The 12,197-nt window shown below is 73.8% G+C and carries 7 protein-coding genes; 5 read left to right on the plus strand and 2 right to left on the minus strand.

All coding sequences use genetic code 11. The features are described from left to right. Entirely contained in the window at nucleotides 1-5,574 is a 5,574-nt protein-coding gene (locus tag I7X39_RS23745; RefSeq protein ID WP_198113228.1) for a CHASE domain-containing protein, read from the minus strand. A 65-nt stretch (nucleotides 5,575-5,639) separates the two neighbouring features. On the opposite strand from I7X39_RS23745, the gene I7X39_RS20955 reads away from it, so the two are divergent. Together I7X39_RS20955 and I7X39_RS20960 are read left to right on the plus strand one after the other, a co-directional pair. Further along, nucleotides 5,640-6,143 (plus strand): GAF domain-containing protein, encoded by a 504-nt coding sequence (locus tag I7X39_RS20955; protein ID WP_198113229.1) that lies wholly within the window; start codon nucleotides 5,640-5,642, stop codon nucleotides 6,141-6,143. Then, nucleotides 6,140-6,538 (plus strand): ANTAR domain-containing protein, encoded by a 399-nt coding sequence (locus I7X39_RS20960; protein WP_198113231.1) that lies wholly within the window; start codon nucleotides 6,140-6,142, stop codon nucleotides 6,536-6,538. The genes I7X39_RS20955 and I7X39_RS20960 overlap by 4 nt, the downstream gene beginning before the upstream one ends. Here the strand turns inward: I7X39_RS20960 and I7X39_RS20965 are convergent. Continuing rightward, entirely contained in the window at nucleotides 6,526-7,440 is a 915-nt protein-coding gene (locus I7X39_RS20965) for a DMT family transporter (protein WP_198113233.1), read from the minus strand. The two genes, I7X39_RS20960 and I7X39_RS20965, sit on opposite strands and share 13 nt — an antisense overlap. Nucleotides 7,441-7,515: 75 nt before the next feature. Between I7X39_RS20965 and I7X39_RS20970 the strand changes: the two genes are divergently transcribed. From I7X39_RS20970 to I7X39_RS23750, 3 genes are all read left to right on the plus strand, one after another. Next, a complete protein-coding gene (locus I7X39_RS20970) occupies nucleotides 7,516-8,304 on the plus strand; it encodes an AraC family transcriptional regulator (protein ID WP_198113235.1) in 789 nt (262 codons plus the stop codon). 133 nt (nucleotides 8,305-8,437) lie between these two features. Beyond that, on the plus strand, nucleotides 8,438-9,760 hold the full coding sequence (locus I7X39_RS20975) for a CE1 family esterase (RefSeq protein WP_198113237.1): 1,323 nt from the start codon (nucleotides 8,438-8,440) through the stop codon (nucleotides 9,758-9,760). A gap of 33 nt (nucleotides 9,761-9,793) precedes the next feature. Then, on the plus strand, nucleotides 9,794-12,197 hold a 2,404-nt coding region (locus I7X39_RS23750), incomplete at its 3' end, for an ATP-binding protein (RefSeq protein WP_198113239.1).

Genomic DNA, 12,197 nt, shown 5'->3' on the forward strand with positions numbered 1-12,197 from the left:
TCACCGATCCGGTGAGGCGAAGCCGGCTTCTTCAAGCAGGCGCAACGCGGCCGGGAACTGCAGATTGGCGACCTGTTGCTCCCAAGCTTCGGCGCGCTCTGCGCCCAGCGCCTGCGCCAGGCCGGGCAGGAAGCGCTGGTAGTCGGCCAGGGCTTCCAGGTCGTTGGCGCGCAGCTGGCCCAGCAGCGCCTGCCAGGCCGGGCCCTCGGGGGGCGGGCCGCTGGCCTGCGGGCGGCGCTGCGCGGCGGCCTGCAGCGCGGGTGCGGCCGCCTGGGCCAGGGCCTGCAGCGCCTGGCGCAGCGCCTGCAGCTGCTGGGGCAGGGTCGGGGCGCTGCTGCGCAGGGCCTGTTCGGCGACGCTGGCGGCGGCATGCAGGCCGCGCGCGCCCATCTGGCCGGCCGAGCCGCGCAGCTTGTGCAGGCGCGCCAGCCAGGCGCTGCGCTCGTCTTCCGTTTCGTCCAGCCCGCCGCCTTGCCAGGCCTCCAGCGCGGGCAGGTGCTCGTCCAGCAGGCGGCGCAGCGATTGCAGGAAGAGCTCGCGCTGGCCGCCCATCAGCAGCTGGGACTGCGCGCGGTCGATGCCGGCGATCTCTGGCCAGTCGGCCGTGGCGGCCTGGCTGCCCTCGGCGCGCAGGCTGTGGGCGGCGGCCAGCGGCTCGCGGCGGCGTGCCTCCACGCTCTGGCGCAGGCTGCGCACCAGCTGGGCGGGCTCCAGCGGCTTGGTCAGGAAGCCGTCCATGCCGGCGGCCAGGGCGCGCTGCCGTTCCTCTTCGAGCGCGCCGGCGGTGAGCGCCAGCACCGGCAGCTCGGCCCCGCCGGGCAGTTGACGCAGGCGGCGGGTGGTTTCCAGGCCGTCCATGCCGGGCATCTGCACGTCCATCAGCACGGCATCGAAGGGCGGCGGGTGGCTCGCTTGTAGCAGGGCCAGCGCGGCCGCGCCGCCGTCGGCGGTCTGTACCAGCGCGCCTTCGCGGCCGAGCAGGCGCTGTGCGACCTCGCGGTTGAGCTCGCTGTCGTCCACCACCAGCACGCGCACGCCGGGCAGCCAGGCGGCGTCCAGGGCGTCGATGCGGGTGGCCTGCAGCACGCGCTCCAGGCTGCCGGTGCGGCGCACCACGGCGCGGTTCACGGCGTTGAAGAGCTCGGAGGGTTGCACGGGCTTGTGCAGCAGGGCGTCAGCCCACTCCGAGCCGGCGGCGGCTCGCAGGTGCTCGGGCGCGGCGGCGCTGATCACCAGCACCGCCGGCAGGCTGTCGGCGCCCTGGTTCTGCACCTGCTGCTGCAGGGTGCTGAGGCCGTCCGGCCCTTCGCCCAGCTGCCAGTCCAACAGCAGCACGTCGGGCTCCGGGCCGGGCTGCGCCAGGCGCTGCAGCAGGGCCTCGCCGCTGTCGAGTGCCTCGATCTGCCAGCCCAGGCTGCGGCATTGCGCGGCCAGGGCCTCGCGCTGGGCGGCCTCGTCCTCGACGATGAGCACGCGCAGCCCGCCGTTGGCGCTGCTGGCCTCGGCGCGCTGCAGCGGCAGGCGCACGGTGAAGCAGCTGCCCTCGCCGGGCTGGCTGCGCAGGCTCACCGTGCCGCCCAGGCGCTCGCTGAGTTCGCGCACGATGGCCAGGCCCAGGCCGGTGCCGCCGTAGTGGCGTGTGGTGGAGGCATCCGCCTGCACGAAGGGGCGGAACAGCTGGGCCTGGGCCTCGGGGGCGATGCCGATGCCGCTGTCCTGCACCTCCCAGCACAGCCACTCGGCGCCCGCCGCGTCGGCCTCCAGCCGGGCGCGCAGGCGCACCGCGCCCTGGGCAGTGAACTTGATGGCGTTGCTGCTGAGATTGAGCAGGATCTGGCGCAGGCGCTGCGGATCGCTGCTGATGAGTTCCGGCATGGCCGGGTCGAGCTCAGTGTGCAGGGCCAGGCCCTTGGCCTGGGCCTGTGGCTCCATCAGGGCACGCACCTCGTCGAGCAGCTGCTGCGGCCGCAATGGCAGCCGTTCCAGGCGTAGCTCGCCAGCCTCGATCTTGGCCAGGTCCAGCACGTCGTTGATGATGGCCAGCAGCGAGCGCCCGGCCAGCTGCAGCTTGCCCAGCAGGGTGCGCTGCTCGGCGTCCAGCGGCGTGTCCTGCAGCAGGTGCGCCACACCCAGCACAGCGTTCATGGGCGTGCGGATCTCGTGGCTCATATTGGCCAGGAACAGGCTCTTGGCGGCGTTGGCGGCCTCGGCCACCTGCTTGGCCTCGCGCAGGGTCTGTTCGGCATGCAGGCGCTCGGAAATGTCCAGCGCGATGCCCAGGTAGCCGATCAGGTGGTCGGCCTCGTCGCGCATCGCCGTCACCGCCAGGGCCACAGGCAGGCGGCTGCCGTCCTTGCGCACATAGGTCCACCGGCGCAGCTCCGAACCCTGTTGCTCGGGCAGGTGCACGAAGACGCGGAAGCCCTCCACCGGCCGCCCGGCCGCCTGGCTGAGCTCGCGTCCGCGCGCCTGCACCTCTTCGGGCAGGTGCAGGATGGCCGGGGTCTGCTGCCCCACCATCTCGTCGGCGCGGTAGCCCAGCATGCGTTCGGCGCCGGGGTTGAAGACGGTAATGACGCCCTCGGCGTCGGTGGCGATCACCGAGACCTCGGTGGCCGCAGCCAGCACCTGCTGCAGCAGGCGTGCGGCGCGCTGTTGGCGCTGCTGTGCCTGCTTGAGCTCAGTGATGTCCTGGTGCGTGCCGTACATCCACTCGGGGCGGCCGTCCTCGGTCCAGCTCAGCACACGGCCGCGCGAAAGCACCCAGACCCAGCGCCCCTCCCGGTGGCGCAGACGCAGCTCGACTTCGTAGAGCGAGTCGCGGTTGCGCAGATGGGCCTGCATCAGCTGGCGGGCCGTGGCGCGGTCGTCCGGGTGGGTGAGCGCCTCCATGCGCTCGGGGTCGATGGGTTGCAGCTCGTTCAGCGTGTAGCCCAGCATCTCGGCCCAGCGCGGGTTGTGGCGGGTCTCGCCCGTCTGCACATTCCACTCCCAGGTGCCGACATGGGTGCCTTCCAGGATGTTGGCCAGGCGCTCGCGTTCGTGCAGCAGGTCGGCGGTGCGCGCCAGCACCTGGCCCTCCAGCTCGGCATTGAGCTGCAGCACGCGGCGCTGGGCGGCGCGCTCCTGGCCGATGTCGCGCAGGGTCAGGCTGCCGTCGCCGTCCTCGCCCTGCAGCGGGGTCCAGTCCACGGCCACTTCCAGGGGCTCGGCGGTGTCGGTGCTGCCGCGGCGCACGCGGGTCTCGAAGCGGCAGGCCGGGTCCTGCGGCTGCGGCCAGGGCGCTTCGGCGTGCAGCAGCTCGGCCAGCGCGCGGCCGCGCACCTCGTCGGCCTGCCAGCCGAACAGGGCCTGCGCGCCCTGGTTCCAGCTGCGGATGCGCTGCTCGCCGTCCAGGCCGATGAAGGCGTCGCGTGACTGATCCAGCACGCGCGCCTGGCGCAGGCGTTCGGCGCGCATGCGCTGCTGGCGTTCATTGGCCGTCCACAGCAGGTAGAGCAGCAGCAGGCCGACCGGGCCGAGCGCGAGCGGGATGCGCAGGCGCTGGCCGAGCTCGTTGCGCACCTCCTGGTCCAGCAGGTCCTGCGGCTGGCCCAGCAGCAGGGTCTGCTCGGCCTCGTCGCTGCGCTGGTTGGGTTGGTAGATCGCCTGCGCCAGCAGCAGGGTGCCGGTGGGCCCGGCCCAGGCGCGCAGCGCGGGTTCGGCGTCCACCCAGGGCGAGGCCACGCTGCGGAACACCTGCGGCCAGCGCAGCAGCTCGCCCACGGGGGTCGGCGCGCGCAGCCCGGGCGGCGCCAGCACCAGCTGCTGCTGGCTGTCCAGCACGTAGAGCTGTTCGCCTGCGGGCAGCTGGCTGCGCAGGCTCTCCAGGCGCTCGCCGAGGTCGATGACCACGCTCAGCATGGCAACGGGGCTGCCCTGCGTGCTGCCGGGCGGGCCGTCCACGGCGAGCAGCGCCTCGTAGGACCAGCGCGGGCGGCCATCCGGCCCGGGCGCGCTGGCGCGGGGCGAGGCGATGTACAGGGTGCCGGTGGGCTGGCGCAGCGCCAGGGCCAGATGCGGGTTCGGGTCCGGCCCGTTCATCAGGGCACCGGCCCGTGCCACCAGCTGGCCGTCCACCCGCTGCACGCTCAGGCCCTCGCTGGCGGGGCGGTCGAGGTAGCGCAGGCTCAGGCTCTGCACCTCCGGGGCGGTGCGCAGATGGGCGCTGAAGATCTGCTGCATGCGGCGCTGCCAGTGCGCGCGGTCCGAGCCATCGAGGGGGTCCACCCCGGTGGCTTGGGCGCGCCACAGGCCCAGCACCGGGGGGGTCTCGCTCAGAAAGGCCAGCACCTTGCGGCGTGCCTCGCGCTGCTGCTCGCGCTGCGTCACCAGCTGCCGCGCCTGCTCCTGCAGATGGCGGGCCAGCTCGGCGGCGCGACGCGCGCGGATCTCGCTCTGTGCCACCGCCACATAGGCCATCACGCCGAGCAGCCAGAGCAGCAGGGCGCCCAGCGTGAGGCGGCTGGTGGCAAAGGCGCGCAGCGGGCGCGCAGCCTCGCGTTCGGGCAGGCCCAGGGCCTGCAGCTGCTGCTCGCGCTGGCGTGTCAGCACGCCCAGCAGCAGTGCGCCCAGGCTGCTCAGCGCCACCCCGATGGCCAGCACGGCCGCCGGGCTGCGCGGCTGGGCCGCGGCCAGCAGGGCGGGCTGGGCATCGGCCTGCAGCTGCCAGCTGCGGCCCATGATGCGCAGCGCGCGCTGCGTGCTCAGGCCGGTGCCGCTGCGCTCGCCCTCGGCATCGGTGCGGAAGAAGGGGCTGCGCTCGGCCTGGTCCACCAGGCGGATGTGCACCTCGTCCAGCCCGGCGCCCAGGCTGCGCAGCACGGCGTCGGCCAGCAGCGGCGCGTACACCCAGCCCTGCGTGGCGCGCTCGCGCGCGCCGGGGGTGCGCAGGTCGGCGCCGTCGGTGTACACCGGCAGCAGCAGCAGGAAGCCGCGGTGCGGGCTCTCGGCCGCCTGCATCAGCGTGAGCGGGGCGGTGAGCCGCGCCTCGCCGCTCAGCGCGGCCTGGCGCGCGGCCTCGCGGCGGTTGGGTTCCGAGGCGATGTCCAGCCCCAGGGCCTGGCGGTTCAAGGCCTCGGGCTCGACGGCGCGGATGACCAGGCGCTCCTCGCCATGGGGGCTCAGCTCGTGCACCGAGAAATCGCTCAGGCCTTGCGCCCGCATCTGGGCCACGAAGCGCGCCTCCTCGGCGCGCGGCACGCGCTGGATCAGACCGAAGCCGCGCGCGCCGGGGAACTCGCGCTCCAGCTCGCGGCTGTTCGCGTAGGCGGCGAAGGCCTGCCTGGGCAGGCCGATGCCGCCGGCCGCCAGCGCTGCGCCGCGTGCGCCGCGCAGGCCTGATTCATACAAGCCGAAGCGCTCCTGCACGCCACGCGCCAGCTCGTCCACCACGCGGTCGAAGCGCTGCTGCGCGGCGCGCTCGTTGCTGCGGTGCACTTGCATAGCCAGCGCCAGCGTCAGCAGCAGGCCGAGCAGCCACAACCCGAGCGCCCAGAGCTGCGAGGAGAGGGGGGTCCGGTGGGGCGTGGCCATAACGTGTTGGGCCTGACGATACCCGCCGCCACTGCTACGCTGACCCCGCCTTTGCCCGCACTGCCATGCAAGCCGCCCCCATCCCCGCCAACGAAGCCGCGCGCCTGCAGGCCTTGCGCGAGCTGCTGATCCTGGACACCCCGCCCGAGGAGCGCTTCGACCGCATCTGCCGCTTCGCGGCCGAGGAGTTCGAGGTGGCGCAGGTGCTGGTCAATCTGGTGGACGCCGAACGCCAGTGGAGCAAGGCCTGCGCCGGTGCGCCGGTGCCCGAACTGCCACGCGCTCTTTCCTTCTGCGCCCACGCCATCCTGGGCGACGAGCTGATGGAGGTGGAAGACGCGCGCCAGGACCCGCGCTTCCATGACAACCCGCTGGCCCTGGCCGAGCCCCCGGTGCGCTTTTATGCCGGCGCGCCGCTGCGCCTGGCCAATGGCGCGGTGGTCGGCACGCTCTGCCTGGCCGACCCGCAGCCGCGCCGCCTGGATGTGTACGAGCGCGGCATCCTGCGCGCGCTGCGTGACCTGGTGGTGGAGGAGCTGCAGCGCCGCAGCGACGAGGCCAGCGCATGACGCCGCGCCGCCTGCTGCTGGTGGAGCCGCAGATGCTGTGGCGCCGCACCCTGGCCGCGGTGCTGCGCGAGTTGGGCATCGCTGCGGTGGACGAGTTCCTGCGCGTGCAGCCGGCGCGCGAGCAGCTGCTGCGCCTGGGCGCCGAGGCGCTGGTGATCTCACTTGACGGCGAGGTGGACGAGGCGCTGGCCTTGATCGACCTGCTGCGCACCGATGCCCAGCCCGCGCGGGCGCGCCTGCCGGTGATCGTGCTGGCCGAGCGCTGCGACACCGAGCTGGCGCTGCGCCTGCAGGCCCTGCAGGTGCAGCGTCTGCTGCTCAAGCCTTTCAAACTGCGCCAGGTGCTGCAGTCCGTCGCAGCCATCTGGCCGGGCGTGGTGCCTCAGGAAACCTGAACCCGCCGCATCAGCAGCGGCTGCGCACTCACCACCGTGATGCCCAGCAGCACCAGCGCCGCACCGCCCAGGAAGGCGGGCTCCAGGGCTTCGCCCAGCAGCCAGACGCCAAAGCCCACGCCGAACAGCGGCGTGAGGAAGCTGAACACGCCCAGGCGTGAGGCCAGGTACTGGCGCAGCAGCCAGAACCACACGCCGTAGCTGATGAAGGAGACGATCACGGTCTGAAAAGCCAGGCTGGCTGCCAGACGGGCGCTGGGCTGCACGTCCGTCTGGCCCAGCAGCAGGGCGGTGACGAGCAGCAGCAGGCAGCCGCCGCTGAGTTGGTAGAAGAGCGTTTCCGCCGGCGCCGCCGTAGCCAGGCGGCTGGCGCGCACCGCCACCGTGGTGGCGCCCCAGGCCGCACCGCCCAGCAGGCCCAAGAGGTCGCCCCACAGCACTTGCGCGTTCACGGCTTCACCGCGCCCCAGAAAGGCCAGCGCCATGCCGGCGAAGGCCAGGCCGATGCCCGCCCATTGCACGGGGTGCAGGCGCTCGCTGCGCTGCACCCAGGCCAGGCCCAGGGCGGCGAACACCGGCGCGGTGTAGAGGAACACCGCCATGTGCGCGGCGCTGGTGTGGCGCAGGCCTTCGCCCACCAGCATGAACTCCAGCCCGAACAGCCCGCCCACCAGGGCGCCGGCGCGCCACTGCCCTTCGCGCCAGTGCAGGCGCTCGCCACGCCAGCGCATCCAGCCCAGCACCAGCAGCGCGGCCAGGCCCGAGCGCAGGCCGATCTGCAGCGTGGGGGCCATGTCGGCCGCGGTGGCCTTCAGGGCGATCTGCTGGAAGCCCCAGATCAGGCACAGCAGGCTCATGATGGCCATGGCGCGGGCGTCCAGGGGGCGGTGCAGGGTCGACATGGGGCCGATTCTGGTGTGGCGGGTTCACTGCCAGTTCATCGAACACGACAATCGCTGTCGCCGCTGCGCCACCGCATGAAAGCCCGTCCCACCCCCGCCGCCACGCTGAGCACGCCCTACCGCGACGCCCTGCCGGCGCAGATCGTGTTCCGGGCCGCCACGCTCAGCGCCCCGGCCAGCTATCCGCGCCATCGCCATGCCTGGGGTGAATTCGTCTACGCGTACGAGGGCGTGCTGGAGCTGCAGTTCGCCGGCCACCAGCTGCTGGTGCCGCCGCTGTGTGGTGCCTGGTTGCCGCCCGAGCTGGAGCACCGCGGCCTGAACCGCCAGGCGGTGGTGCATGCCTCGCTCTACCTGGCCGCGCCGCTGTGCGCGCAGCTGCCGGCCCAGGCCTGCGTGCTGACGGTGGACCCGCTGCTGCGCGCTTTGCTGGAGCGCTGGCGCGAGCGCCCACCCGAGCCGGCGCGCCCAGCCGATGCGCGCCAGCTGCAGGTGGCGCTGGACCTGCTGCACGAGGCCCAGCCCAGCGGCAGCTACCTGCCCGGCAGCCGGGATCCCCTGCTCCTGCCGCTGCTGGAGGCGCTGCACGCCAACCCCGCCGACCCGCGCAGCCTGGCCGACTGGGCGCGCCAGCTGCACAGCACCGAGCGCACCTTGCAGCGCCGCTGCCAGCAGCAGCTGGGCATGGGCTTCACCGAATGGCGCTCGCGCTTGCGCACCGTGCGCGCGCTGCCGCGCCTGCGCGCCGGCGAACCGCTGCAGTCCATCGCCCAGGCCCTGGGCTACGGCGGGGCGGCGGCCTTCATCGCCCTGTTCAAGCGCCAGATGGGCATGACGCCGCAGGACTACCGCCAGCGCGGCTGAAACGGGCCGGAGCAAAACTGAGTAGGCCGCGCGGCTAAACCACGGGCCGGCCGGCGCACCCCACAGGCCCCGCCTTCCTACGCTGCCGCCATGGCCTGCCAGCCCGGCGGGCGCACCCGCACGGAGGCCCGCGATGGCGCACTGGACACGAACTTCCTTCTGGACCCTGGTCCTGCTGCTGGCCGGCTGCGGCGGCGGTGAAACCACCGCGCCGCCGGATGCGAACGCGAGCGCCGGCCCGCAACGCCAGGCCCGCTTCACGCTCTCGGACGACCTGATCAACGAGGCCGTCTGGCTGCTGCCCGCCATCGAGCAGCTGTACCCGCAGTTCTTCCCGGCCAGCAGCAGCGTCAGCACGCAGCGCAGCGGCAGCATCCACTACCGCTGCTACGCCGCCACCAACAACTGCGTCGGTTTCGACGGCTCCGACATCTACGCCATGGGTCCGGTGGTCAACAGCCTGGGCGCGCCGGTGCGCGTGGTCAGCCTGGCCGACTTCTGCGCCGCCACCGCGCGCGCCTGCGGCTTCACGCTGCACAAGCAGGTGGTGATTGCCGGCCTGACGCGCCACTACATCGTCTACCTGCCCTGGAAGGCGCGCGGCCAGGTGGACACGCCCACCGTCTTCATGCTGCACGGCACCACCGGCACCGGCGCCGAGTTCTACGAGAAATCGGGCTGGCGCGAGAAGGCCGACTCCGAGGGCCTGATTGCCGTCTTCCCCACCGCGCTGCGCCACTGCTATCTGGAGGACGACGACCACGACGGCCTGATCGAGGAGAGCGAGCGCCAGACGCCCACCAAATGGGCCGGCGGCGAACTGGGCAGCGCCACCCAGCCCCTGTGCACCGAGGCCCAGCGCGCCACGCTGCCGGCCGAGGCCCGCGCCGCCGTGGACCACCCGCTGGCCGACGACATGGCCTTCTTCCGCGCCATGGTGGCGGACGTGACGGCGAACCACGCGGCCGACCCCAAGCGCATCTATGTGAGCGGCTTTTCCAACGGCGCCCAAATGAGCTCGCGTCTGATGCGCGAAGCCTCGGACCTGGTGGCCGCCGCCGCCGCCAATGCAGGCACCTTGCATGACAGCCTGGCCACGCCGGCGCCGCGGCCCATGTCCATGATCTTCATGGTCGGCGAGAAGGATGACCGCTTTACCTGGGCCATCCCTGGCGGGGTGATTCCTTTGACGTCCGACCTCACGGCCGTGCCCTTCTATGCCAGCCTGACCGGCAAGTACCGCGTGGCGCTCAGCCTGGCGGACACGCCCTACACCTGGCAGCAGACCCGCCTGTTCGGCGATGACATGAGCGTCTACCGCTACGCCACCAGCACCCTCAACCCCGCAGCGGGCAACGAGTTCTACGTCGCCATCGTGAAGGACCTGACCCACCGCTACCCGAACTACATGCCGGACCTGCTCTGGCCCTGGTTCTTGAGCAAGCGCATGCCCTGAAACCCCGCGCAGCGGAGGCACCCACAATGCCCCATGCCTGTCCCTGCCCTGCTGGAACGCGACGCCCCGCTGCAGCTGCTGCACCAGCAGCTGCAGGCCCTGCGCGGCGGTGGCGGGCGCTGCCTGCTGCTGGCCGGCGAGGCCGGGGTGGGCAAGACCAGCCTGCTGCGCGCCGCCCAGGCCCAGGCGCCGGCCGGGCTGGAGTGGCTGAACGGGCTGTGCGAGCCCCTGCTCTCGCCCTCGCCCTGGGGGCCGCTGCTGGATTGGCTGGAGGCCCTACCGCCTTCGCTGGGCCAGCTGATCGCGCGCGGCCGTCCGGCCCAGGAGGTGATGCCCGAGGCCCTGTCCTGGCTGCGCCGGCGCAGCCAGCCGCTGGTGCTTTGCGTCGACGACCTGCAATGGGCCGACGGCGCCAGCCTGGACCTGCTGCGCTTCCTGGGCCGGCGCATCGAAGCGCTGCCCGTGCTGCTGGTGCTGGCCTTTCGCGACGACGAGCTTGGCCCCGAGCATGCGCTGCACGGCGTGCTGGCCGGGCTGCCGGCCTGCACGCGCGTCGCGCTGCAGCCCCTGTCCGAGGCCGCGGTGGCGCAGGCCGTGCGTGCCGCCGGCCGCAAGCCCCAGGGCGTGTACCGGCTCACGCGCGGCAACCCCTTCCTGCTGCACGAATGGCTGGCCTCGGACCCGCAGGCCCTGCCCGCCACCGTGCGTGAAGCCGTGCTGGCGCGCAGCCGTCGCCTGACGCCCGAGGCCCGTGCCGGCCTGGAGCAGCTGGCCGTCTCGCCCGTGCCGCTGGAGCGCGAGCTGCTGGACGCGCTGGGCCTGCGCCGCGCCTGCGACGAGGCCCTGGGCAGCGGCCTGCTGACCGAACAGGGCCCGACCATCGGCTTCCGCCACGAACTGGCGCGCCAGGCCTTCGAGGACAGCCTGCCCCCGGGCCGCCGCCAGGCCCTGCACGCGCGCCTGTTCGAGCAGCTGGCCCAGGCCCCGGCCGCGCGCCGTCTGCACCACGCCGAAGGCGCCGGCCTGGCCGCCGAGCTGCAACGCCTGGCCCCGCTGGCCGCGGCCGAAGCCGCCCGCGCCGGCGACCACCGCGAGGCCGCGCACCTGCTGGCCCTGGCGCTGCGCCAGCAACCCCCTGAGGCGCCGCGCGCCGAGCTGCTGCTGCAGCTGGCCGCGCAATGCGAGCTGTTCTACGCCCTGGAGCCCGCGCGCCGCGCGCTCGAGCAGGCCGTGGCCCTGTTCGAACAGCTCGGCCAGCCGGCCGCGCTGGGCCAGGCGCAGAGCCGGCTGGCGCGCACCCTGTTCCTGGCCGGTGAGCTGCAGGCCGGCAAACAGCTCGCGCGCACCGCCATCCAGGGCCTGGAGGCGCTGGGCCAGCCCGCCGGCCTGGCCATGGCCTACGCGGTGATGGCGCAGCTGCATCTGCTCGATGCCTCCCAGGCCGCGGCTCTGCACTGGGGACGGCGCGCGCTGGCCCAGGCCGAGGCCGAGGGCGACACCGCCAGCCAGGTGCATGCGCTCAACACCGTGGGCTGCGCCGAACTGGCCGTGGCCGATCTGCCCGAGGCCTGGGCGCGCCTGCAGCAAAGCCTGCGCACCGCGCTGCAGCTGGGCTGGGCCGAGGCCGCCGCACGCGCCTACACCAACCTGCTGGTGCACCAGATCGTGCACCGCCACCACGCGCGCTGGCCGGCCCTGTGCGACGAGGCCCTGGCCTATTGCGCGGCGCGCGACTTCGACCTCTACAGCCTGCGCCTGCGCCTGCGCCGCGCCCATGGCTGGAGCGAGACCGGCCGCTGGGCCGAGGCGCAGGCCGAGCTGGAGGAGCTGTTAGGCGGCTCGCAAGCGCTGAGCGGCATGGACCGCCAGCAGGCCGAGCACCTGCTGGCCCTGCTGCAGCTGCGCAAGGGCGGCGGCGGCCGCACCGCGCGCGCCTACTGGAACGCGCTGCTGGATGGCGAGCGCCGCCTCCAGCCCTGGCCCTGGTACGCCCCGGTGCCGGTGGCCGCGCTGGAGGCCGCCTGGCTGCTGGGCCGCCGCGACACCCTGCTGCGCTGGGCGCGCGAATGGCTGGGGCCCAGCGTGGCGGCCGGCGAGCCCTGGCGCAGCGGCCAGATCGCCGTCTGGCTGCGCCGCCTGGGCGCGCTGCGCCAGCTGCCCGAGATCCCGCTCGCCGCCCCCTGCGAGGCCGAGCTGCGCGGCGACCTGGACGCCGCCGCCACCGCCTGGGCCGCCGCCGGCAACCCCTACGAGCAGGCCCTGAGCCTGCTGGGTGGCACACCCGAGCAGGTGCAGCGCGCGCTGGCCTTGTTCGAGCGCCTGGGCGCCCAGCCGGCCGCCGCCCTGGCCCGCCGGCGCCTGCACGAGGCCGGCAGCCTGGGCGGCCTGCGCGGCCGTGGCCAGGCCACGCGCGCCGACCCGCTGGGCCTCACCGCGC

The sequence above is a fragment of the Inhella proteolytica genome (genome assembly GCF_016093275.1).
Lineage (GTDB): Bacteria > Pseudomonadota > Gammaproteobacteria > Burkholderiales > Burkholderiaceae_C > Inhella > Inhella proteolytica.